General features: G+C 39.7%; 23 protein-coding genes and 1 other annotated feature. Of the genes, 5 read left to right on the forward strand and 18 right to left on the reverse strand.

Features of this window, described 5'->3' with window-relative positions; all coding sequences use genetic code 11:
* Positions 1–6: 6 nt before the first annotated feature.
* Both JOC76_RS12185 and zapA read right to left on the reverse strand, forming a co-directional pair.
* Positions 7–549: a CvpA family protein gene (locus JOC76_RS12185; RefSeq protein WP_205177920.1), complete on the reverse strand. Its 543-nt coding sequence runs from the start codon at positions 547–549 to the stop codon at positions 7–9.
* A 4-nt stretch (positions 550–553) separates the two neighbouring features.
* Positions 554–814 carry a cell division protein ZapA gene (gene zapA / locus JOC76_RS12190; RefSeq protein WP_205177921.1) on the reverse strand — a complete coding sequence of 87 codons (261 nt, stop codon included), beginning with the start codon at positions 812–814 and terminating at the stop codon, positions 554–556.
* A 128-nt stretch (positions 815–942) separates the two neighbouring features.
* Between zapA and rnhC the strand changes: the two genes are divergently transcribed.
* Positions 943–1,884 carry a ribonuclease HIII gene (gene rnhC / locus JOC76_RS12195; RefSeq protein ID WP_205177922.1) on the forward strand — a complete coding sequence of 314 codons (942 nt, stop codon included), beginning with the start codon at positions 943–945 and terminating at the stop codon, positions 1,882–1,884.
* Between the two features lie 61 nt (positions 1,885–1,945).
* Positions 1,946–2,239, forward strand: coding sequence for a 4a-hydroxytetrahydrobiopterin dehydratase (locus tag JOC76_RS12200; RefSeq protein ID WP_205177923.1), 294 nt, complete (start codon positions 1,946–1,948; stop codon positions 2,237–2,239).
* Between the two features lie 160 nt (positions 2,240–2,399).
* Here the strand turns inward: JOC76_RS12200 and JOC76_RS12205 are convergent, their stop codons facing one another.
* From JOC76_RS12205 to pheS, 3 genes are all read right to left on the reverse strand, one after another.
* The gene (locus JOC76_RS12205) at positions 2,400–3,374 is read right to left on the reverse strand and encodes a nuclease-related domain-containing protein (protein WP_205177924.1); all 975 of its coding nucleotides are present in this window, start codon (positions 3,372–3,374) and stop codon (positions 2,400–2,402) included.
* Positions 3,375–3,627: 253 nt separating this feature from the next.
* The gene (gene pheT / locus JOC76_RS12210; protein ID WP_205177926.1) at positions 3,628–6,042 is read right to left on the reverse strand and encodes a phenylalanine--tRNA ligase subunit beta; all 2,415 of its coding nucleotides are present in this window, start codon (positions 6,040–6,042) and stop codon (positions 3,628–3,630) included.
* 142 nt (positions 6,043–6,184) lie between these two features.
* Positions 6,185–7,222 (reverse strand): phenylalanine--tRNA ligase subunit alpha, encoded by a 1,038-nt coding sequence (gene pheS, locus JOC76_RS12215; protein WP_205177928.1) that lies wholly within the window; start codon positions 7,220–7,222, stop codon positions 6,185–6,187.
* A 165-nt stretch (positions 7,223–7,387) separates the two neighbouring features.
* On the opposite strand from pheS, the gene JOC76_RS12220 reads away from it, so the two are divergent.
* Positions 7,388–7,549, forward strand: a complete 162-nt coding sequence (locus JOC76_RS12220; RefSeq protein ID WP_205177930.1) for a hypothetical protein — start codon at positions 7,388–7,390, stop codon at positions 7,547–7,549.
* Positions 7,550–7,650: 101 nt separating this feature from the next.
* Here JOC76_RS12220 and JOC76_RS12225 read toward each other — a convergent pair whose 3' ends face one another.
* The gene (locus JOC76_RS12225; protein ID WP_205177931.1) at positions 7,651–8,412 is read right to left on the reverse strand and encodes a TrmH family RNA methyltransferase; all 762 of its coding nucleotides are present in this window, start codon (positions 8,410–8,412) and stop codon (positions 7,651–7,653) included.
* Positions 8,413–8,534: 122 nt separating this feature from the next.
* Here JOC76_RS12225 and sspI point away from each other — a divergent pair, with 122 nt between their 5' ends.
* On the forward strand, positions 8,535–8,741 hold the full coding sequence (sspI, locus tag JOC76_RS12230; protein ID WP_205177932.1) for a small acid-soluble spore protein SspI: 207 nt from the start codon (positions 8,535–8,537) through the stop codon (positions 8,739–8,741).
* A 76-nt stretch (positions 8,742–8,817) separates the two neighbouring features.
* Here the strand turns inward: sspI and JOC76_RS12235 are convergent, their stop codons facing one another.
* The 8 genes from JOC76_RS12235 to thrS all read right to left on the reverse strand — a co-directional run bounded on the left by JOC76_RS12235 (position 8,818) and on the right by thrS (position 18,148).
* On the reverse strand, positions 8,818–9,903 hold the full coding sequence (locus JOC76_RS12235; protein ID WP_205177933.1) for a M42 family metallopeptidase: 1,086 nt from the start codon (positions 9,901–9,903) through the stop codon (positions 8,818–8,820).
* A gap of 71 nt (positions 9,904–9,974) precedes the next feature.
* Complete coding sequence (locus JOC76_RS12240) at positions 9,975–10,466, reverse strand: dUTP diphosphatase (RefSeq protein WP_205177934.1); 492 nt, start codon at positions 10,464–10,466, stop codon at positions 9,975–9,977.
* A 12-nt stretch (positions 10,467–10,478) separates the two neighbouring features.
* A complete protein-coding gene (locus tag JOC76_RS12245; protein WP_205177935.1) occupies positions 10,479–10,742 on the reverse strand; it encodes a DUF1294 domain-containing protein in 264 nt (87 codons plus the stop codon).
* A 59-nt stretch (positions 10,743–10,801) separates the two neighbouring features.
* A complete protein-coding gene (gene rplT / locus JOC76_RS12250) occupies positions 10,802–11,161 on the reverse strand; it encodes a 50S ribosomal protein L20 (RefSeq protein ID WP_205177936.1) in 360 nt (119 codons plus the stop codon).
* Positions 11,162–11,194: 33 nt separating this feature from the next.
* Positions 11,195–11,395 (reverse strand): 50S ribosomal protein L35, encoded by a 201-nt coding sequence (rpmI, locus tag JOC76_RS12255; RefSeq protein WP_205177937.1) that lies wholly within the window; start codon positions 11,393–11,395, stop codon positions 11,195–11,197.
* A 19-nt stretch (positions 11,396–11,414) separates the two neighbouring features.
* Positions 11,415–11,918 carry a translation initiation factor IF-3 gene (gene infC / locus JOC76_RS12260; RefSeq protein WP_205178214.1) on the reverse strand — a complete coding sequence of 168 codons (504 nt, stop codon included), beginning with the start codon at positions 11,916–11,918 and terminating at the stop codon, positions 11,415–11,417.
* Positions 11,919–12,060: 142 nt separating this feature from the next.
* Positions 12,061–12,196: a sequence feature (ribosomal protein L20 leader region), on the reverse strand.
* Positions 12,197–12,411: 215 nt separating this feature from the next.
* Positions 12,412–15,969 (reverse strand): S8 family serine peptidase, encoded by a 3,558-nt coding sequence (locus JOC76_RS12265; RefSeq protein ID WP_205177939.1) that lies wholly within the window; start codon positions 15,967–15,969, stop codon positions 12,412–12,414.
* Positions 15,970–16,213: 244 nt separating this feature from the next.
* Entirely contained in the window at positions 16,214–18,148 is a 1,935-nt protein-coding gene (gene thrS, locus JOC76_RS12270) for a threonine--tRNA ligase (protein WP_205177941.1), read from the reverse strand.
* 198 nt (positions 18,149–18,346) lie between these two features.
* Here thrS and JOC76_RS30485 point away from each other — a divergent pair, with 198 nt between their 5' ends.
* Positions 18,347–18,469, forward strand: a complete 123-nt coding sequence (locus tag JOC76_RS30485) for a hypothetical protein (protein ID WP_275591356.1) — start codon at positions 18,347–18,349, stop codon at positions 18,467–18,469.
* 188 nt (positions 18,470–18,657) lie between these two features.
* Here JOC76_RS30485 and ytxC read toward each other — a convergent pair whose 3' ends face one another.
* The 4 genes from ytxC to nrdR form a co-directional block, all read right to left on the reverse strand.
* Positions 18,658–19,539, reverse strand: a complete 882-nt coding sequence (gene ytxC / locus JOC76_RS12275) for a putative sporulation protein YtxC (RefSeq protein WP_205177943.1) — start codon at positions 19,537–19,539, stop codon at positions 18,658–18,660.
* 338 nt (positions 19,540–19,877) lie between these two features.
* The gene (gene dnaI / locus JOC76_RS12280; RefSeq protein ID WP_205177945.1) at positions 19,878–20,804 is read right to left on the reverse strand and encodes a primosomal protein DnaI; all 927 of its coding nucleotides are present in this window, start codon (positions 20,802–20,804) and stop codon (positions 19,878–19,880) included.
* Between the two features lie 10 nt (positions 20,805–20,814).
* A complete protein-coding gene (locus tag JOC76_RS12285; RefSeq protein WP_205177947.1) occupies positions 20,815–22,212 on the reverse strand; it encodes a replication initiation and membrane attachment family protein in 1,398 nt (465 codons plus the stop codon).
* Positions 22,213–22,397: 185 nt separating this feature from the next.
* Positions 22,398–22,859: a transcriptional regulator NrdR gene (nrdR, locus tag JOC76_RS12290; protein WP_205177949.1), complete on the reverse strand. Its 462-nt coding sequence runs from the start codon at positions 22,857–22,859 to the stop codon at positions 22,398–22,400.
* Positions 22,860–22,947 lie beyond the last annotated feature (88 nt).

The raw sequence follows: 22,947 nt of genomic DNA on the forward strand, positions 1-22,947 counted from the left end.
AGAAGTTCAAGCATTTGTATATTCAATCCACATGCTTTTGATCTGCTGTGAAAGGATAGGGGTGTGATTCACAATTGCTTTTGCCAAAGCAGACTGGTCCATTGCATCCTGAATAAATGCGATTGGAACTAGAGCTCCAATATATAATAAAATAAAGATAATTAAATAGGCTTCACAAAAACCGAAAATACCGCCAGCTAGTAGATTTAATTGTCTTAGAACCGGTAAATGAGCGATAAAATCAAGCATCGAGCCGATGATTTGAAATAATATTTTTACTGCAAAAAAGATGATAACAAAGGCAATCGCCCGGTAAAATGCACTTTCCATATCCGTTGAACCGGTTAAGACCTTTAATGACGTGGAATCACCAAAGTCTGGGTAAGGAATCCAAAGAATCAGTTTGGATGAAAGTTCTTCGTAGTAGGAAGTGGCCGCCACATATGCAATAATAAAACCAAGCAGATGAAAAATCTGCAAGATAAAACCCCTTTTAAGTCCAACAAAGAATCCAATAATAAGAAAAATGATAATGGCTAAACCTAACATATTTTTAGTCCTTTTCTTTTTGTATTTCTGCCTGCAGCCGCTCTAACTGATCTTTTATTTTCAAGTAATCATTTACTGCATTAACTGCAGTTAGAACAGCTAGTTTATTTGCATCTAAATTTGGATTCTTAAAAAAGATTTCGCGCATTTTGTCATCAACTAACGAGGCCACAAGCCGAACATGACTTGGACTTTCCGTACCCATTATGACGTAAGCTTGACCGTAAATTTCAACGGTTGTTCGATGTTTTTGTATATTTGACAACGTAAAGCCTCCATTCCAGAATCCTACTCTATACTATAACACGAACGTACATAAGACGAAAAGTCTAACTAATTGAAAATGCGAATCCTGTTTTTTTTCAGAAATTTTATAGAAATGTGGTGTTTTTAGTGGGAAATGTTGTTCTTAATTTAGAAATGTCAAAGATTAACGAAATGAAAAACTATTATGCCAAGCAGCTTTTAGCTAAAAATATTCCTGGAGGTTTGTTTGCAGCCAAAACGGCAGGCTGTATGATAACGGCCTATAAATCTGGAAAGGTCATGTTCCAAGGGAATGATTGTGAAAAGGAGGCCGGGAAATGGGGCAGTCTGACTGCTAAAAAGCCTTCTGCTGTTAAGGAGAAATCTACTGCTAAAGGAGACCTTCCCGCCGGGATTAGTGGGATGTCTGCTATCGGGTCAGATGAAGTCGGAACCGGTGACTTCTTCGGACCCATTACTGTTGTGGCCGCATATGTAAGAAAAGAAGATATTCCGTTATTGAAAGAATTAGGTGTACGAGATTCTAAGGACTTGAATGATGAAAAGATTATTTCAATCGCTAAGGTGATTAAAGATGTGGTTCCCTTTAGCTTGATGACTCTTAAAAATGAAAAATATAATCAGGTACAGAGTTCGGGGATGTCACAGGGGAAAATGAAGGCATTGCTTCATAATCAGGCGATTTTGAATGTATTAGAGAAGCTTGCTCCCGTAAAACCGGAGGCGATTTTAATTGACCAGTTTGTCCAGCCAAGTACTTATTTTCAACATTTAAAAGGACAAAAAGCAATTGCCAATGAGAATGTTTACTTTAGTACAAAAGCAGAAGGGATTCATCTTGCGGTTGCCGCGGCTAGTATCCTTGCAAGGTATGCATTTATTCAGTATATCGATAAGTTAAGTGAGGCGGCCGGGTTTAGGATTCCCAAAGGGGCCGGTTCGCAGGTAGATGAGGCTGCAGCCAAACTGATTTTAAGTAAGGGACGGGAAAGCCTCCCAGCCTTTGTCAAACTTCACTTTGCCAATACGGATAAAGCGCTAGCGCTGGTGAATAAAAAACGCAGGTAAAGACGTTTTTGGGAGTCCTGATGAATAGAGTGATAGTAGCGGGCGATTGGGAGGGGTACTAGTGGCAAAAAAATTAAGTTTATCGGAAATTGATCAGGCTTTGTTAGTGCTGCCAGGATGGAAGTTAGACGGCAAGTTTTTGGTTAAAAAATATCGGTTTGGGGAGTTTTTAAATGGTGTGGCGTTTGTTAATGATATTGCCCAGCTGTCCGAAGAAAAGAATCATCATCCTTTTATTGCGATTGATTATAAATTAGTAACTCTCCGGCTTACGTCTTGGCGTGCCGGTGGATTGACGGATTTGGATGTGACGTTGGCGAAGGTTTATGATGAATTTTATGAAAAATTCAAGTAAAAAGAGGTTGTTCCATTGTTGAACAACCCCTTTTAGCATTTTTGTTGTCTCTGGATGCTAATTCGGCGATTTTGAGTAACTATTCAGCGGTTTCAGGAACTAATTCAGCGATTTTATTGGTTTATCGGCGGAATTTTGAATTTATCGGCGAAAATCAATTTTACCAGGGGATGGACTTTGGAAAATAGACCCTCCCCTTTGTTGTCCCAGAGCAATTAAGATTTGCCGATAATAAGATTCTTTTAGAGATATCTTGTGACGTTAAATGACAATATTCACGGAATTTTTGATTCGTTATCTTTGAGTCTATCAGTAAAAAATAGTCCAATAAAGCATTTAAGTGAGCTTCTTTTGAAAAATTTTTACAGGAGGTACAGTACCATTTTGATTTCTTACGAATAAGGGGAAAATGATTGCAATATGGACAGAAAACACCGGTTATTAAGTCAGACTTGTCAATTCCATACTTTCTTAAGACAAAGTTTGTGGGAACTGAATTCATTTTAACAAGCTGGCGGCATAGCTTTCGGAGAACTTTAGTATCGAGAACAGAATTGGTGAATTGATTTTCAAAATAGCGGATTTTATTTTGAAATACATCTGCTTTACATACTCGAGGCTTTACTTTATGTGTATTCTTCCCAGTTATGAAATAGGTAGCATAACTATTGCTGATCACTACTAAATATTCAATAGGGATTACGGGGTATTTATGTACTTTTAATAGATTTCTCAGATATTCTTGGTGTCTTTCAGCTTGTGCAATTGGATAGGGGTAGCCTTTTTCTTTATCATTGTTAAGTTGAATAAACTGTTCATTGTCGGTATCAAATATTAACTTACCAGCCATATTTTTCACTTCAATGATTAGGACGTATTCTGGGGTAATGAGGAGTGTATCGTTTTGGCAGTTATAATCACCATCTGGAAGATTTAAGTCGTGGAGTATCATGTATTTGTCCTTTGGCAGGTACCTAAGATAGTAGTCAAATGCTAATTCACCTTGGTATCCAGCGCGTCTCCTTCCTAACTCTTCTTGTATTTCTTGATAATTGGGATGAATTTGGGGAAGACGGCGGCAAAGGGCCTCTAAAATTAGTATAACTAGTGGAATTTTCCTTTCTTTTAATAACAATCAGCTTCACTCCTTTCATTTTATGACTATTATTCTGATTAGTAAGCTCTAATTCCTGTAGAAATTTGGTGAAATTTGTATGACTTTTTTTATTCGGCGATTTTTTTATATTTATCAGCGATTTTCTAAATATATCAGCGATTTCAAACAGTATTTCAGCGAAATTTTCATTTTATCGGCGAAACGCGAAACGCCAAATACAATTCCACAAAAAAGCCGGTTCGAATCAATTCGAACCGGCCATTTTTAGTTATTAACCTCTAAGCACTGCCCCAGCCTTATCTTTTAAGGCTTCAAGCACACGCTCATGTACCTTTGTTACCTCTTCGTCCGTCAATGTACGCTCAGGGTCTAAATACTTTAATGAGAAGGCAATCGACTTCTTGCCCTCTTCCATTTTATCACCCTCATACAAATCGAACACTTCTGTTTCTTTCAATAGCGGCGCACCGGTAGTGACAATAATTTCCTTTAAGGTGCCTGACACCGTTTCTCTGTTTACCACAAGGGCAATGTCTCTTGTGATGGTTGGGAAGCGTGGGATGCTGTTGTATTGTAATGGTGCAGTTTCTTCTTGAAGAACCGCTTGTAATGACATTTCGAATACGTAGGTATCTTTTAAATCTAGTTCTTTTTGGACAGTTGGGTGTACTTGACCGACGAAGCCGACACTCACACCATCTAAACGGATTTCTGCTGTACGACCTGGGTGCATGCCCTCTACTTGCGCCTGCACATATTCCACTCGCTCTTCAAGGCCAAGCTTTGCAAACATTCCTTCTAAGATGCCTTTCACAACAAAGAAGTCAACAGCCTTCTTTTCTCCTTGCCATGGATGATTGTGCCATAGGCCGGTAATCGCTCCTGCTAAGTGCTCATTTTCAACTGGAAGTGCCTCTTCCCCATTTGATAGGAATACAGCACCAGTTTCGTATACAGCTAAGCTGTCATTTTGACGAGCACTATTGTATTTTAAAACTTCTAATAGCTGCGGCATGATGCTTAAACGAAGCACACTGCGTTCTTCACTCATCGGCATCGCTAAACGAATTGGCTCACGTTTTTCAAGAGCATATTGTGAAGCTTTTTCTTCGCTAGTTAAAGAATATGTGACAGCCTGATACAATCCTGCACCTTCCAGATACTGTCGAACCACACGGCGTTTCTTTTGATATTCAGACAGTTTACCTGGAGTAGTTGATCCAACAGGCAAGGTTTTAGGAATATCGTCATAGCCGAAAAGACGAGCAACTTCTTCCATTAAGTCTTCTTCAATTTTAATATCCCCGCGGCGTGTTGGTGCAGTAACGGTAATTGTATCTTGTTCGATACTTACTGGGAATTGCAAACGATCAAAAATTTCTTTTACATCGTTCATTTGAAGGTCAGTACCTAGGACACGGTTAATTTTTTCAAGTGTAATTGAGACAACTGCCGGTTCAATAGTTAATGTATCAACCTCTACAGTACCGTCAAGAACTTCTCCGCCAGCATATTTTGCCATTAAGTAAGCGGCACGTTCGCCAGCCGCACGAACACGGTTTGGATCGACCCCTTTTTCAAAACGAGAGCTCGCTTCACTTCGTAAACCATGGTCTTTGGACGCTTTACGAACGGTTTGACCATTAAAATAAGCCGCTTCTAATAAAACAGTCGTAGTATCAGAAGTTACTTCTGAATTCGCACCGCCCATAACACCTGCTAAGGCAACCGGTTCTGTTCCATTTGTAATAACCAGATGATCAGATGATAAAGTCCGTTCAGCATCATCAAGGGTTACAAATTTTTCACCATCTACCGCACGGCGAACGAGGATTTCTTTTGAACCTAAACGGTCATAATCAAAAGCATGCAGCGGTTGACCGTATTCTAATAAAATATAGTTCGTAATATCAACGACATTATTATGCGGACGAATGCCTGCTGTCATTAAGCGGGTTTGCATCCAAAGCGGCGATGGACCAATTTTTACATTCTTAATAATTTTAGCCGCATAAAGTGGATTGTCTTCTTTTGCTTCCACCGTAATCTTTACATAATCGGCTGCCTTTTCTTGAACTGGTTCTAGTGACGTTTCTGGAAGTTTAACCTCTCTTCCCAAAATCGCCGCCACTTCGTAGGCAACACCGAGCATGCTTAAGCAATCAGCACGGTTAGGGGTTAAACTAAGCTCTAACACTTGATCATCACGATTAAGCTGCTCTAACGCATCAACGCCAACTTCTGTGTCAGCCGGAAAAACAAAGATACCCTCTGAATATTCTTTTGGAACGATTTTTCCTTCCATCCCAAGCTCTGTAAGAGAACAAATCATCCCATTTGACTCTTCACCGCGAAGTTTTGCCTTTTTAATTTTAAAATTACCTGGCAGTACGGCACCCACTGTAGCAACGGCAACCTTTTGGCCTTGTGCCACATTTGGTGCGCCACAAATAATTTGGACCGGTTGTTCTGCACCGATATTAACCAGACATTTGCTTAATTTATCGGCATTTGGATGCTGTTCCCGTTCAAGGACATGACCGACAACTACCCCTTTAATGCCTTCGTTAAGGACTTCTACTCCTTCTACTTCGATACCGCTTTTTGTGATTTTTTCAGCTAATTCAGCTGCTGTTACACCGTTTAAATCAATATAATCCTGCAGCCATTTATATGATACGAACATGTCGCCAACCTCCTATTATTCAGCTTCAGCGCCTAGTGGGCTCTTTGGTCTAAGCCAATCCGTCATGAAGGTTAAAAAACAACCTTCCTGCCGGCTCGTCTTATGCTTGTCGCCCCTGATCAAGGCGCTTCAGCATTTAGTTTTACTCGTGTTTTGAGAACTGTTTTAAGAATCGTACATCGTTTGTATAGAAATGGCGGATATCATCGACACCGTATTTCAACATCGCAATCCGTTCAGGGCCCATTCCAAAGGCAAATCCTGTGTATTTCTTTGAATCATAGCCAGCCATCTCAAGCACGTTTGGATGGACCATACCGGCTCCGAGGATTTCAATCCAGCCTGTTTGTTTACAAACATTACAGCCGTTTCCGCTGCAAATTTTACAAGAAATGTCCATTTCAACAGAAGGCTCTGTGAATGGGAAGAAACTTGGTCGAAGACGAATTTCACGATCTTTCCCAAACATCTTCTTCGCAAAAACTTCTAATGTCCCCTTAAGGTCACTCATACGAATATTCTCGCCGACCACTAAACCTTCAATTTGCATGAATTGATGAGAGTGTGTCGCATCATCATTATCGCGGCGGTAAACCTTACCAGGGCAGATGATTTTAATTGGTCCTTTGCCCTCATGCTTTTCCATCGTCCGAGCTTGTACTGGTGATGTATGGGTACGAAGGAGAATCTCTTCTGTAATGTAGAAGGAGTCCTGCATATCGCGTGCCGGGTGGCCTTTTGGTAAATTCAAAGCCTCGAAATTATAATAATCCTGCTCGACCTCAGGACCTTCAGCTACTTGATAGCCCATGCCGATAAATAGGTCTTCAATTTCCTCAATAATTCTTGTCAACGGATGATGGTTTCCAACCCTGACTGGACTGCCTGGAAGTGTCACATCAATGCTTTCAGATGCTAATTTTTCTAAAACAGCCGCTTCTTCTAACCCTTTTTGTTTCACTTCAATTTTAGCAGCGATGGTTTCGCGCACTTCATTGACAAGTGCCCCCATGACTGGACGCTCCTCAGCTGAAAGCTTCCCCATTCCTCGCAATACTTCGGTAATCGGTCCCTTTTTACCTAGGTAAGCAACGCGGATGTCATTTAATTCTTTTAAGTCTGCAGACTGCTCAACTTTTTGAAGAGCCTCTTCCTGCAATTCTTTTAATCGTTCTTGCATATCATCTATTCCTCCTTAATGGTATTTGGTCACTTTAGGTAGTAATTAAAAAAACAAAAAAACCCCATCCCTGGAAAGGGACGAGGTTTATCATTCGCGGTACCACCCTTGTTAACACGTTATGTAAAAACATTTGTGTTCACTTCATTCAAATAACGGCTTTTTATGCCGAAACACCTTTACACAGAAAAGCGGAAGCGCTGTAGCTGGACAGTAATCTATTCTCAAGCTATTGCCTTTTATTGTGGTCCCGGTGCCAACTCAGGAGGTGAACTTCTCAAGCTACGAACCATAAAAGTGCTTGCAGTCACGGCACTTTCTCCCTAAATGGTCGATCACAAGATACTTTTCTCCGTCATCGTTTTTAACTTTTTTCAATTGTTCACTATTATATAACGTTTTTTAACAAATGGTCAAACGTATTCGACCTATTTTTTTAAAAAATAGAGAAGAATTCCGGTTGCCACAGCTACATTTAATGATTCACTTTTTCCGTAGATTGGAATATACAGGTTCTGATCTGTGCTGGATAAGATATCCTTTGCTACACCGTTACCTTCGTTGCCAACGATAAGACCAAATGAATCTCCACTAGAAATATCCGTATATTCGGATGCACTTTCAAGCGCTGTCCCATAAACCGGGATATTTTTTTCTTGGAGCTTTTCGATCCATTCATGGAGATCGCCTCGAATGATAGGCAGGTGAAAATGGCTTCCCTGTGCCGCACGTAATACCTTCGAGTTGTAAATATCGACACTTCCACGTCCAACAATAACGGCGTCAATTCCGGCTGCATCCGCTGTGCGAATCATCGTTCCAAGATTCCCTGGATCCTGTACAGCATCAATGAATAAGAAGGTCTTTCCCTTCTCAGCCAACGCTTCTGCCATCTTGCTTGGTACCCGGCAAATAGCGTAAATTCCTTGAGGAGCTTCGGTTTCGGTTAACATTTTAGATATTTCCTCTGTAACGAGAGTGACTGGTGTAGAACTTACATCCCAACGCGGCGGCAGACCTACCTGATCCGAAACGATAATTTCTAAGATCTGCTCCCCTTGCTTCAGTGCTTCCTCTACTAAATGAAAACCCTCTATGATAAACGACTCGGTTTTATCCCGCTCTTTTTTGGTTAAAAGTTTTCTCCATTGCTTTACCTTAGGATTATTGACAGATTCTATATGTTTCAAAACAAATCTCCTTTAAATTATCTCTTATGATTTTCTCATTATATCCTAAATACATTACATAATAAAACCAATAACTAGAAAACATAATATTGAATGAAGGTTAACAAAAGGAGGATGCAAACATGAACTTAAACCTAAGAAACGCTATTCTTCACAATGTTTCTGGAAATACGCAAGATCAATTAGAGGATACCATTGTTGACGCGATTCAAAACGGTGAGGAAAAAATGCTTCCTGGTCTTGGGGTATTATTCGAAGTCATTTGGAATAATTCAACCGAAGATGAGAAGAAAGAAATGCTTGCTAACCTTGAAAAAGGTGTAAAGTAATGTCCAAGCTGCCAATAGGCGGCTTTTTTTATTCTAAAAAATCCCTCGGCAAAAACGAACCGAGGGACTGCCAATTTTATTCATACGTAATTTTATCCACCGCTTCACGGTCCAAACGCTTTATCACTTCTACGATCAATTTAACAGCATTTTCATAATCATCCCGATGAAGCATCGCTGCATGTGAATGGATATAACGAGTCGCAATCGTGATCGCAAGAGCAGGTACTCCATTATGTGTTAAATGGATGGAGCCCGCATCTGTGCCACCGCCAGGAATGGATTCAAACTGATATGGGATATTTAGCTCGTCGGCTGTATCCGTAACAAAGTCGCGTAAGCCCTTATGTGCAACCATTGAGGCATCATAAACAACTACTTGCGGACCCTTGCCCATTTTGCTCATAGCCTCTTTTTCCGTGATTCCTGGGGTATCACCAGCAATACCTACATCGACCGCGAAACCGATATCCGGTTGAATTTTATAAGTGGCAGTTTTAGCACCGCGTAATCCTACCTCTTCTTGAACGGCACCCACACCATACACAACATTGGGATGATCAACATCTTTTAATTGACGCAACACATCAATCGCAATGGCACAGCCAATTCGATTATCCCATGCTTTTGCCAATAACATTTTTTCATTATTCATAACCGTAAATTCAAAGTATGGCACGACCATATCTCCTGGACGGACGCCCCACTCTGATGCTTCTTCCCGGCTTGATGCACCAATATCAATAAACATGTCCTTGATGTCAATTGGCTTCTTGCGCGCTTCTGCAGATAAAACATGCGGCGGTTTAGACCCGATAATCCCTGTTACTTCTCCTTTTCGCGTTACAATCGTTACGCGCTGGGCGAGCATGACCTGGCCCCACCAGCCGCCAACTGTTTGAAAACGAAGAAAACCTTTATCGTCGATTCGCGTGACCATAAAGCCAACTTCATCCAAGTGACCGGCTACCATAATCTTTGGTCCGCCCTCTTTGCCCACTTTTTTGGCAATTAAACTGCCAAGTCCATCGGAAGAGATTTCATCGGCAAATGGAGTTATGTATTTTTTCATTACTTCACGGACTTCACGCTCATTGCCAGGAATTCCTTTAGCATCTGTTAAGTCCTTTAACATTGTTAATGTTTCGTCTAGTTTAGCCATATTTCAACCCCCTAATTGGTATGTATTACCTTTATTATACAAAACGAAGGAATCATGCAACAAATTTTAAACTAGTAGTTATTTTGCTGTCTTTGATAATTTACTTCGTTTTTTGCAAAATATGCCTTTTCTATATCTTCGTTTGTAAAACCTAATAAAGAGGATAATTTCAAATATGATTCAAATAATTTTACATAATCAGCAAAAGCTTTGTTTTTACGAAATTGACTAATGGATTCATAGGTATGGAGAAATTGCTCTGTGACATTCCCCATCGGTTCCGCCACATTTAACCCATATGTTTCTTGGTCAAAGCCACATTCTATCCCTAGTGACAAGATAAAATGGATTCCATCGACAAATTCTTCTAATACGACTTCTTTTGAGGAAGAGGGTTTCACACTCCAAAACTTGAAACAGCGTGTTTCATTTGCTAATTCACCGATTTCGACTAGTAATGCCAGCACCTTCCTGTCAAACAAATCCTCATTTTGAAGCATATGTTTTTCTTCAATATGTTGATCCAATGCTTTTTGCATTTGAAACAGTTTGGATAGTTCCATTTCCAGCACTCCTTAAATAAAAATGATTTTAAAAAAAATGATGAACTCGATAATGGCAAGAATCGGAAAGCCGAGCCTAAAGGATGTGTGCTTGGTTTTATGACGGAAAGCTTGCATGCCCGCGGTAGTCCCAATGGCCCCGCCTAAAATTGCTACCATCCAAAGTGTCTTCTCACTTATTCTATATTGATGCCTTTTGGCACGTTTTTTATCCTCACCCATAATCACAAGCCCGACTAGGTTCATTACAATAACAATAATAAAGAATATGGTCATGTGAGTATATCCCCTTTTATAGAAAAAGCCATCCTCACGAAGAGAATGGCATTTATTCATTACTTGTTGTATTGTTGTTTAGCAACGTTTGCTAATTCAGCAAATGCGCTTGCATCGCTGATTGCAAGTTCAGAAAGCATTTTGCGGTTTACTTCGATACCAGCAAGCTTTAAGCCGTGCATTAAACGGCTGTAAGAAAGACCGTTGATACGAGCTGCTGCGTTGATACGAGTAATCCAAAGTTTGCGGAAATCACGCTTAACCTGACGACGGTCACGGAAAGCATATTGTAATGATTTCATAACCTGTTGGTTAGCAACTTTATATAATGTATGTTTTGAACCGTAATAACCTTTTGCTAATTTAAGAACTCTTTTACGACGTTTGCGAGTAACAGTACCGCCTTTTACACGTGGCATGTAATTTCCCTCCTATAAATCAATCACTTTATATTATTTTACGTAAGTTAACATTTGACGAATGCGTTTGAAATCGCCTTTTGAAACAAGACTTGATTTGCGAAGCTTACGCTTAGCTTTAGTTGATTTGTTAGCGAATAAATGGCTTGTATAAGCATGGTCACGCTTAAGTTGACCAGAACCAGTTTTCTTGAAACGCTTTGCAGCGCCGCGGTGAGTTTTCATTTTTGGCATTGTAATAGTCCTCCCTATATTACTTATCGTTTTTAGGTGCTAAAACCAGGAACATGCTTCGTCCATCCATTTTAGGATGTGATTCAATCGTAGCAACTTCCTTGCACGCTTCTGAAAAACGGTCTAACACACGTTGACCGATTTCTTTATGGGTAATCGCCCGGCCCTTGAAACGGATTGACGCTTTTACCTTGTCGCCCTTTTCCAAAAACTTAATGGCATTACGAAGCTTTGTATTAAAGTCATGTTCATCAATCGTTGGGCTTAGACGAACTTCTTTAGTAGTAATAATCTTTTGATTCTTACGAGCTTCTTTTTCTTTCTTTTGATTCTCGAATTTGAATTTGCCATAGTCCATAATTCGGGCTACCGGAGGCTTTGCATTTGGTGCTACAAGAACCAAATCAAGATTTACTCGTCCGGCAATTTCCAATGCATCGAATTTAGATTTAATCCCTAACTGTTCGCCATTCTGGTCAATTAAACGAACTTCTCTTGCACGGATACCCTCATTTAACAACATGTCTTTGCTAATAATTAGCCACCTCCAAGGTTTTATCAAGAATACAACATCTGGGTATAAGAATAAGATCACCTTATTGTTTGACACCCTAGTTGGTTTCCACAGGTATGAAATACTTTTTCAAGTGCTATTTCTTAAGTACACAAACAAAAAAGTGCGGATGAATACACCCACACTTTACGAAACATAAGTAAATAAACAAAAAGTTCACGTAAAACCTGCCAACTGCTTAAAGACGCGTCAAATCAGGTGAGAAGCGGGTGCTTCTTCTTTTCCCAAAAATAAGTATTCAATTTTTCACCTTAGTAACTATAACATAGCAAAGATAACTTGTCAAACGAACTATTTTCTTTGACAACGAAAATTATTGTAGCAAGAAACGATAAATTATTCAATAGTTTTTTTCTAAAAAGCCTCTAAGTCTATTTAAAATCCTAAAAAAGCGCCGGGAAATGGTCTTCCCGGCGGTTTCATACGTTAAAAATTATTAGTGTTATTTCTGGGTGGTAACAGTTAAGCTGTAGTTTCCTGAACCGCTTTTGGCTGTTGGGACAATGTAATATACTCCCGTTTTTGTCGGTTTAAACACGATGGTTTCATTTGAATTTTTATTGGTTGATTTGGCAATAGGACTTGTCCCGTAAATGGTCGATGTGCCAATCGTGAATAGCTTAAGATCAAAATTTGCTGCCGTCGGCCCTGTTAACATCAATTTGTACATTTTGCCTTTTTCTAGTTGCTTGGACCAGACGTCATTAATATCTAGAGAAGTAGTATTTAAGTGCCCAGATACTTTACTAGAAGTGATGGAAATACTTCCTTTACTATCATCATCAAAAATATAGGTAAATGGCACCGATAATCCTGTTTCCTGATTGTCCTTTGTATTCAGCGAAACGGCATAGACATAGGTTTTACCCAAAACCGCAGTGGCATCAGTAAAGCTAAGGCCAGTTACAGGCGCTGAATTTAATTTTTTATAATCGGCATCGGACGCTGTAGCTGCCTTACGATAAATATTGTAAGAAGCTGCCCATGAAGATGCAGTCCAGGAAACAACAGGATGTTTAATGGTTGCATCATATCTGACATTAACCGCATTTGGAATACTTTTTACAATAAATCGATCAATGTTAATGCCCGCTGCGTTCTTCTTCGCAGCTGGATCTGAAGTACCTGTCCAAACGATTTTCACATAATGCTGACCATAAGTAGAATAGGTTTTCTTGAAAATCGTTTGCTTCGCTTTATAATCGGCTGAATAAAGCGATGGGGAGGCTAGTTTAATTCCATCGATATAAATATCAGCTACACCCTGAGTTGGATCCTTGAAGCCTTGCCACTCAAAGCTGTATCCGATAAAAGAAAAGTCAGCTTCACCATCAGAATTTAAACTGTTTGCCTGGCCGCCCGACAATTGGGCGTTTACTGTTGTCGTCCATGGTCCATTATAGGATATAAATTTAGAGTCATTTTCATATGTTCCTCCAAAGTTGCCTACATTTAATTTATAAGTTCCTGTACCTTTGTAGGCATAGACATCCACATAATAAACACCTGCTTTTGGAGCGGTAAATTGAATCGCTTCTTTGGAAGAATTGAGCGTTTCTGAAGACGCAACAATTCCTCTGGCCGTATTAATATCCTTCGCTGATTGATCGTATACATAGAGGTCAAAATCCGTTCCTGACTTTCCAATTAATGACAGGCTAATATTCTCACCTGCTTTCAGCGATAGAGCGTAGACATCATTTTTATCTGTAGAATTATTGACCGAGTTTGTAATAATATTTTTCGTTAATGGTGTTCCAGGAAAATTATTATCACTGAACGTATTAAGTTGGGATTCCTTTACGATTTTACCATTCTTCAAAAGACCATCCAGCTGTGGCAGACTTTTCCCTTTTTCGGAAATATACAGTTTTAATAACTCTGGCGACAAAGTAGGACTTAGCCCCATTAAAATCGCTGCCGTACCTGTTACAAACGGAGTTGCCATGGATGTTCCACTTTCATAACTATAGGCCTGACTGTAATCAGAAACATATTTTAAACTTACAGTAGCTTCAGGACTGTTGGAATCAATAAAATCAGCAAATGGGTATGGTGCTTCGAATTTGTTGATAGCATATTTCTTACCCGCATAAATACTGCCAGTTAGTCCTTCAACATTTAAAATCGGACCCAGATCGGAAAATACCGACAAATGCAATAGATTGGTTACAAAAGGTGAACTCTCATTACCGCCAAGTGCATCCTGCCCTGTCAATAATAAGCGGCCGCCTGCATTTAGATAGGTTGTTAAAGCACTGACATCATCTGTTGTTAATGCAGTTAAATCCTTTGTATTCAAACCAAATCCGTGTCCAGTAAACCAGATTACCGCATCATATGACGCAAGGTCCACACCACTTTCCTTAATCGAAGAGTCAGAGCTAATCGTGATCGGAGTATAGTTATACCCTGTCAGTAATTTTTTATAGACTGATAGATAATCCTTAAAATAATTTTGAATAGTAGGGTCATCAATTAATTTTCCCAGATCATGTTCATCATCTTGGACAAGCAGGATTTTCTTCGATGTATCTTTCGGAATATCCAAATAAGTTAAGGCTTTTGTCAGAGCATCTGTTCCATCTGTACCAGTGTATTTTTCATAGCCAACCCCATCAAAAATCGCTTTATAGCCGAGCTTTGAATTAGTGACTTGGGCAGCAGCTCCTAATTGTTTCATCCCGAGTAAACCAGAAATCTCATCTGCCGGAAATTTTGGCACGCTACTTAAGACATCTACACCCGGAGCAGCAACATCAACAGTGTTCGCACCGTAATTTGAAAAATCGGCTAAATTCCCCTGGTTGTCAAGAGCAGCAACAGAAAGAATATTAGAACTGTCAAAGCTAACCGGATAGGATTTAGTGCTATCAATGTTCACTCCATCATTTCCGGCCGCAACGATGAATAAACCGTTGTAATTCTTAATAGCCTTCTCTAATAATGGATCATAATCTCCTCCGCCCCAGCTGTTATTCAAAACCTTAATTCCAAGTTTTTCAGCATACTCGATGGCAGATATGGCGTCTGCAGAAGTTCCCCCTTCAGGGCCTAAAAATTTAATTGGAACAATTTTTACATTGGGGGCAACACCTGCAATACCTGTATTGGTACTAGCAGAGCCTCCTTCTAATTGACCAGCAATGATACCAGATACATGTGTTCCATGTTCATCTCCATCCAATGGATCGTAAACACTATTATCCTTATTATAAAAATCCCATCCATGAACGTCATCGACATATCCATCATGGTCATTATCAATGCCATCATTCGGAATTTCTTTTGGATTTGTCCAAATTTTATTTTTTAAGTCTGGATGATTAATATCAACTCCTGTATCAATGACACCAACGAGGACTGTCTTTAGGACCCCGCTGTATTTAGCCAGAGCTTCAGGAGCATCAACATCAATATTTTTCAGACCGTATACGCCATTAATCGATTGCCCCGTATTGTTTGCTCCCCATAATTGACTATAATAGTTGGGAGCGGTATTAGTACCCGCTGCATAGTATTTATAGTTGGGCTGGACCGATGCAACGGCAGGGTCCTTTTTAATAGTGGCAGCATAATCTGTTACCCTTTTGCCTTTTGGAATTTTGACCACTTCAGAATTTACCGATTTTAGCACCTTTGTTTGTTTAAGTGAGTATTTTTGTTTAAAAATATTTTTGGTAGATTCTTTTGTCTCCTTTTTGTATGTAACAATGAGTTCATCCGTCAGGTATGTTGCAGTGTTTTGGCTATCTTTTGTCATTTTGCTATTAAACTTTGTTTCTAACAAGCTTGCTTTTTTCTTTGGAATCGTTTTGCTTATTACTGTGTTTGCCTTTGTTGTCAACCCGCCTATTTGGCTTTTTTTCGGTTGTTCCGTCACGCCTTGAGCAGCGCTTTGGACCTTTGACGGTGCATTTGCAGATACTGCCAAGGGCAGAACATTTGCAGATGCTAGTAAAATGGATAGTACCAAAGTAGTTACTTTTGTTCTTCTCATTTCTACTCTCCTTTAAAGTTGTTGAAGAAGAAATCCACTGATAAAAATTGTAAGAAACTATCATTTTTTACCATCTTCTCTTCTACTATTTTACTAATATCCCAGACAAAAGTCTGTATTTTTTTTATAAGTCCAAAAATTTCGGGACTAATAGAGCAAATACGAGGGCAGCGGCAAATTTATCATAAAAAAAATACCACAGCCAATAGACTGTGGTAAGACTCCCGAGTTTATATTGAAAATATTAGCCGCGTTTCACTTCTGCTAAAAGTGTATCAAGGAATGAAGCAAACGCAACAGTTTCTGATTTTTGTTCGCCATATTTCCGAACGTTGACAGCATTTTCTTCCACTTCTTTATCACCAACGACCAGCATGTATGGAATTTTCAGCATTTGAGCTTCACGGATTTTATAGCCGATTTTTTCATCACGGCCATCTAATTCGACACGTAAGCCTTCATTTTGCAGCTGCTCCTGAACCTGTTTCGCGTAGTCGTAATGAGCACCAGGAGAAACCGGTATTACTTGCACTTGTACCGGAGCCAGCCATGTTGGGAATGCCCCTTTATATTCTTCAATCAAGTAAGCAACAAAACGTTCCATTGTAGATACAACGCCACGGTGAATAACCACAGGACGGTGCTGCTTACCATCTTCACCCACATAATTTAAATCAAAGCGTTCAGGAAGTAAGAAGTCTAATTGAACAGTCGATAAAGTTTCGTCTTTACCTAATGCAGTTCTAACTTGAACATCAAGCTTAGGGCCATAGAAGGCTGCTTCTCCTTCAGCTTCGAAATAATCAAGTCCTAGGTCATCCATTGCTTCCTTCAACATGCTTTGCGCTTTTTCCCACATCGCATCATCATCAAAATATTTTTCAGTATCTTGTGGATCACGGTAAGAAAGACGGAACGAATAATCATTAATATTAAAATCTTTGTAAACATCAAGTATTAAGTTCACAACACGTTTGAATTCATCTTTAATCTGATCTGGACGGACGAAAATATGAGCATCGTTTAGTGTCATCCCCCGGACACGCTGCAAGCCTGCTAATGCTCCTGACATTTCGTAACGGTGCATTGTTCCCAACTCAGCAATACGAATTGGAAGTTCGCGATAACTATGCATGCTGTTTTTATAAACCATCATATGATGCGGGCAGTTCATTGGGCGGAGCACCAATTGCTCGTTATCCATTTCCATAATTGGGAACATGTCTTCATGATAATGATCCCAGTGACCTGAAGTTTTGTATAAATCCACACTTCCCATAATCGGAGTGTAGACATGATCATAACCAAGACGCTGCTCTTTATCGACAATGTATCGCTCAATCACACGGCGGATGGTTGCGCCTTTCGGAAGCCATAAGGGCAATCCTTGACCAACCAATTGGTTGCTTGTGAAAAGGCTCAATTCTTTTCCGATTTTACGGTGATCACGCTCTTTCGCCTCTTCTAATAGGCGAAGATGCTCTTTTAAATCTTCTTTCTTGAAAAAGGCAGTACCGTAAACGCGCTGCAGCATTTTATTATCGCTATTGCCGCGCCAATAAGCACCAGCAATGCTTAACAATTTAAATTCTTTAATTTTTCCAGTTGAAGGAACATGCACCCCACGGCAAAGATCGAAAAAGTCACCTTGCTCATAGATTGTGACTGTTTCTTCGTCAGGAATCGCTTCAATTAATTCAAGCTTGTAAGGATCTCCTGCTTCTTTAAACAGTTGAACCGCTTCAGCACGGCTTACTTCCTTCCGTACAATTTCAATATTTTCATTGACGATTTTTGCCATTTCTTTTTCAATCTTTGGCAGGTCTTCAGGTGTTAAGGATACATCAAGATCCATGTCATAATAGAATCCGCCCTCGATGACTGGACCAACACCAAGATTTACATTGGGATATAGCCTTTTTACTGCTTGTGCCATTAAGTGGGCAGTACTGTGTCGTAATACTTCTAAGGCATCTTTGGATTCAGGTGTAACAATTTCTATAGTACCGTCTTCTAGGATTGGACGGCGAAGATCATACATTTGTCCGTTCCATTTGCCGGCAATGGCCTTTTTCTTAAGGCCTGGGCTGATGGAAGCGGCAATATCTTCTGTTGTTGTTCCTTGCGGGAACTCCTTTACTGCCCCATCAGGAAACGAAATCTTAACAACATCTGACATATTAACTCCTCCTAATTGAAATGCGGAAGCGACTTGCCCAGGGGCGACTGGCATAAGACGAGCCGGCTGAAAGGTTGTTCTTTAACCTTTCTGACGGATTGGCTTATGTCCCGAGCCCCTAGGCGCTGAAGCTGGACATTTCTTATTTTAAAATAAAAAAACCCGTCCCTAGGAAAAGGGACGAGTTTAAATTAACACGTGGTTCCACCCAATTTTTCACAAACAATGATTGCCATTGATTATGACTTTGGTCAGATAACGGCTGTTGACCGTCAACAATTACTAATTTCAATAAATGAAAAATTCACTGTCAAAGTTTAAAGGCGGTAAGCATTTCATCCGTGTTAGAAGACTTTCAGCCGGTGGTCTCCCTCTCTATAAACCGTAAAGAAATACTATTGTCCTTATCATTACTTTTACTACTGTATTTTGCTATGTACGTTATTATAATGATTTACCGCAAAAAAAGCAAGGTACATAAAACTATATATTGACATTATTTTATTCTTTTATGCATGATTTTCTGAAGAATCCATTTTTGAATTACTCTGTTTGAGATTACGAAGGGCCCCATAGGTTTTCACCGTTACTCTTTCTTCAAAAATATTTTTAATCGTTCTTAAGAGAGGGGCATCCGGGTCATTTGTATAGATAAAAATGGATGTCGGAGCAATTGATAATAGCGGTGCAATCGAAACAGAATCCACATATACCGGATGATTCACTAACAATTTACGATCAATCATCCGTATTAATTCCCCCCGTTTGATTTCGATAAAATGTTCATTGTAAAAGATGATTTCTTCATCAAACAATACATGCAGTGTATCCATTTTCGGCTCCCGGTTCACCAAAAAGTCCCGGAGCATTTGGATAAACATTTGATATTCCTGTTCCATTTTATATTCATCGATGGCGATTTCTACATATTCCTCGAGGATCTGGAAGTATGGCCGCAAACGAAATCTAAGCAAGGAATCAAACGAAAACGTAACATTTTCTTGAAAAATATGATTCACTGCAGCCTCAATAAAAGACAACTCTTGATGGTTCGCTTTTATGAAAACAGCAAGGTCTTCCCTTTGCCCTTCAAGGATTGAATAAATAATTTCCATAATCTGCTGCTGTTCTTCTTCATCCTGAAAAAGATAGTGATTCTTGATAATGTCTCTAAACCAGTCGTCCCGTTTGATGGTTGTAATAAATTCATTAAAAGCCGTTTTCACCTTGTTGAGCATTTCTCTAGAAAAGCTATCATTTAATATTTTTACTATATATTGATCTTCATTAAGAAGAATAGTATTTTCAACAGAATCGAATGGAACATACATTTGTATGTGGTTATAAAACCGCTTAGCATCCAACCTGCTTTGGAAGATGATTTCCGCCAACCAAATCCCCCCTTTTTTAGAAAAATCTCTTGTTAATGTATATGGGGGACTTGGCCAAAATAGAAGTACACTGACACTAGGAATATTAATATTTAAATGGCTGTGTTAAACATGAATGTTGATTTCCGCTGCAGGCGCTCGCTTTCCGCGGGCGTGCCGGGGAGCCTCCTCGACGCTGAAAGCGTCTGCGGGGTCTCCCCTGCCCCGTACTCCCGCAGGAGTCGAGCGCCTTTCGCTCCAATCAACATTGTTCCAAAATCAACAATTGCCTTCAAACACAGCCATTTAAATAAAAAAGGATTGCCGGTTTATCCAGTCAATCCTTACAAAACGATTATTTATCTCCGGTTCGGTCCGTCGACTAGGACAGGCTCACTTAATGTGCGGATCCTCTCCATGATTCGGCGGGCCTTCATTTTTTCTTCCTCACCACGCTGGCTATAGGTCAAGTGATGCTCCAGCCCTTTAAAATCAAAATTAGACGTAAAAAATGTCGGCAGACTTTCTAGCATACGAAATTGCAGGATGGGTCCAAGCACCTCATCCCTAGTCCAGCTTGACACCGCCTCCGCTCCGATATCATCAAGCATTAAAATCGGTTCTTTTTTTAAGGCCTCGATTTTTTCGTTTAAGGTTGAATCAGCAATCGAGCTCTTCATCTCTCGTAACAATTCTGGAACATAGACAATCATCGATGAAATATGTTTTTGGGCAAGCTTATTGGCAATGGCCCCTAGCAAATAGGATTTTCCCACCCCAAATTCGCCATATAGGTATAATCCTTTTATCTGTTTCCCATGTTCATAATTCAATATAAAGGAAAGAGATCTTTTAATGGCCTCAATACGATTATCATCATGTGCTAAATCGTCAAACGTTGCATTCAAGATGTCTTTAGGCACGTATAGACTCTTTATTAATCGTTCATTCTTCCGTTTTTCATCATCCATTATTTTTCTTGGACAACGTTCATAACGAACATCGATTGCATTTCTTGTTAGAACCAGCTCTGGCTGGTACCCTTTCATCATATTAATACAGCCGTCAAGACTTTCACACTTTTGGCATTCTTTACTTTGATTGATATATTCATAAAGCTTGCTTAAACCTTTATCGATCATATCACTAGTAAGACCATCTTCATTTTCTCTTATAAATTCTCTAACACCCGAATTCGCCAGCGTATCTTGCCGCATTTTTTCAAAACGTTTTTGGAAATTCTCACTTGAGGCTATCCGTTTCAGTGTTCGGTTTATCTTTTCCATATGTCACCTCTTAATCATCGATTGCCTTTAGCATTTCTTCAATTTCACGTTTCCTAGCCTCTATATCAGGACTTTTTTCCTTTGGTTGCTCCTCAGTGGCTTTATTCGTTTCCTTATCAAACCAATCAGGCAACAGTTCTGTTCGTATCGGTTTTTTATTAGAAGACTTTCTTGTCTTTTTCTCTTCATTCCAAGAAAGATACTTACTATGCTCACTTCTTGCCAATTCCATTGCCTCTTTAACGGTTTTTACCTCTTTCCGTGCCCAATGACTGGCAATTTGCTCCACATAATTCTTTGTAAACTTCGAATCCGCTTTTAACAGGACATATTGAATTAGAACATTGACAACACCTGGTAACAGTTTTTTCTTAGACATCATATCTTCAATGATTTTCAATTCGGTTTCCGAAGGTTCAATCCCGTGGGAAGCGTCTTTAAAAACCCTAATAGGAGAAGTCGTTTCTAACGATCGAACTAGCAATTCTTCCTGAGTCTTTGGCTCCTCTGCTTGCACACGATATCTTGGAGGCTGTGTCCGTTCCACTAAGCTTGGATATTGCTCATTATTTTCGAATTGATACCAATTTCGCGCGGCTTTCCTTAAGTCTTCCACATCGATGTCATTATTTGGATCAATGGCATCTAGGATTAGGTTCTTCATTTCAATCGGATTTATATTATAGAGGAATGAAAGATTGCTAATCACTTCTTTTACCTTTTTCGTTAAGGCCTTTTTGGGAACAAGAGATTCATTTAACCCTGCCATAAGCAACCCAAAATCAAATGTTTCGACATCGATTTGAATCCCTTTTTGCTCATGGCGTCCGATGAATTGTTCCTCGTCTTCTGCCTTTAATTCTCCAGCCACATCCTGTAAATATTGCATGCTTCCAAGTGTCGCTGAAGTATACACATCCTGAAACGCCTTGGTTACATCTTGAAATTCATTTTCTTTTGGTTTTTGTTGATCGGTAAAAAAACGTTTCAGTCGGGCAAAGTGGTTTTTTCCTATTTTTCGAAACAGATAAATATTTAACATCCCATCTGAAAAGAACTGCTCCGGATTTAAAGGTGGATGGAGCTCATAAATAAATGAACGTTCATCATCCCCAGTTTTCACATAGGTTTTAACTAAGCCAATTCCCTCGAGCTTTAACCGCGCTTCATATATATCCCTTAAATTCATTCCCATCAAATTCATTAATAGGTGATGTGTCGACGACTCTGACCAAAGTCTATTTTCCTCCAACTCTGCCCAAAGTGTCATATACAAACTTAAACAAGTGGATCCAATCAGAGGCTGATATAAAAATGTCAGCACTTTTCGGTCATACTCATGAAGCAGTCCCTCTGATGCAACAACATAACGGTCGATCGGAAGTATTTCCTGCCAATGCTGCGCCATATTTATCCAACCTTTCCCTAAAAATTAATACAGTCTAGCTACAGCGCCTAGGGGATCGAGGTCATAAGACGATCCGGCAAGAAGGTTAAAAAACAACCTTCTCACCGGATCGTCTTATGCTGGTCGCCCCTGAACAAGGCGCTTCCGCTTCCTAAACAAAAAGAGCCAAAAACTCTTCAGCTCCTTTAAGACTTTTCCTTTTTTATTAATTCTTTTAGTTCGTCAATAAATACATTTATATCTTTAAATTGGCGGTAAACGGAAGCAAATCTAACATAGGCGACTTCATCAACATGCGCGAGCCTGTCCATGACCATTTCACCAATTGCCTCACTTTTAATTTCCGAAACCCCTTGGCTACGAAGCTCTTTTTCCACACCATGGGTAATATCTTCTAATTCCTTTAAAGCGACAGGACGCTTTTCGCACGCCTTAATCAGACCTCTAAGGATTTTATCACGGCTGAATTCTTCTCGTGTCCCTTCCTTTTTTACGACAATTAAAGGAATCTCTTCGATTTTCTCAAATGTGGTAAAACGATATCCGCATTCTTCGCATTCTCTTCTTCTTCTCGTGGCACGTCCTTCATCAACAGGGCGGGAATCAAGCACACGTGTACCATAATTTTGACATGAAGGGCACTTCATTGTTAATCAACTCCAAATCTAATTAAAGGAACCTCGCTTACTGTTGTTCCCTAAATCGCGAAGACTTAAGGCGTTAGACATTTAGAAT

This window comes from Neobacillus cucumis, from assembly GCF_016908975.1.
Taxonomy (GTDB): Bacteria; Bacillota; Bacilli; order Bacillales; family Cytobacillaceae; genus Neobacillus; species Neobacillus cucumis.

Excerpts from the sequence above, each read along its gene's own strand:
- JOC76_RS12185 (WP_205177920.1), bottom strand. The coding sequence starts at position 549 with ATGTTAGGTTTAGCCATTATCATTTTTCTTATTATTGGATTCTTTGTT.
- pheT (WP_205177926.1), bottom strand. The coding sequence starts at position 6,042 with ATGTTCGTATCATATAAATGGCTGCAGGATTATATTGATTTAAACGGT.
- pheS (WP_205177928.1), bottom strand. The coding sequence starts at position 7,222 with ATGCAAGAACGATTAAAAGAATTGCAGGAAGAGGCTCTTCAAAAAGTT.
- JOC76_RS12220 (WP_205177930.1), top strand. The coding sequence starts at position 7,388 with ATGCCGAAACACCTTTACACAGAAAAGCGGAAGCGCTGTAGCTGGACA.
- sspI (WP_205177932.1), top strand. The coding sequence starts at position 8,535 with ATGAACTTAAACCTAAGAAACGCTATTCTTCACAATGTTTCTGGAAAT.
- JOC76_RS12235 (WP_205177933.1), bottom strand. The coding sequence starts at position 9,903 with ATGGCTAAACTAGACGAAACATTAACAATGTTAAAGGACTTAACAGAT.
- JOC76_RS12240 (WP_205177934.1), bottom strand. The coding sequence starts at position 10,466 with ATGGAACTATCCAAACTGTTTCAAATGCAAAAAGCATTGGATCAACAT.
- JOC76_RS12245 (WP_205177935.1), bottom strand. The coding sequence starts at position 10,742 with ATGACCATATTCTTTATTATTGTTATTGTAATGAACCTAGTCGGGCTT.
- rplT (WP_205177936.1), bottom strand. The coding sequence starts at position 11,161 with ATGCCACGTGTAAAAGGCGGTACTGTTACTCGCAAACGTCGTAAAAGA.
- rpmI (WP_205177937.1), bottom strand. The coding sequence starts at position 11,395 with ATGCCAAAAATGAAAACTCACCGCGGCGCTGCAAAGCGTTTCAAGAAA.
- infC (WP_205178214.1), bottom strand. The coding sequence starts at position 11,918 with ATGTTGTTAAATGAGGGTATCCGTGCAAGAGAAGTTCGTTTAATTGAC.
- JOC76_RS12265 (WP_205177939.1), bottom strand. The coding sequence starts at position 15,969 with ATGAGAAGAACAAAAGTAACTACTTTGGTACTATCCATTTTACTAGCA.
- thrS (WP_205177941.1), bottom strand. The coding sequence starts at position 18,148 with ATGTCAGATGTTGTTAAGATTTCGTTTCCTGATGGGGCAGTAAAGGAG.
- dnaI (WP_205177945.1), bottom strand. The coding sequence starts at position 20,804 with ATGGAAAAGATAAACCGAACACTGAAACGGATAGCCTCAAGTGAGAAT.
- JOC76_RS12285 (WP_205177947.1), bottom strand. The coding sequence starts at position 22,212 with ATGGCGCAGCATTGGCAGGAAATACTTCCGATCGACCGTTATGTTGTT.
- nrdR (WP_205177949.1), bottom strand. The coding sequence starts at position 22,859 with ATGAAGTGCCCTTCATGTCAAAATTATGGTACACGTGTGCTTGATTCC.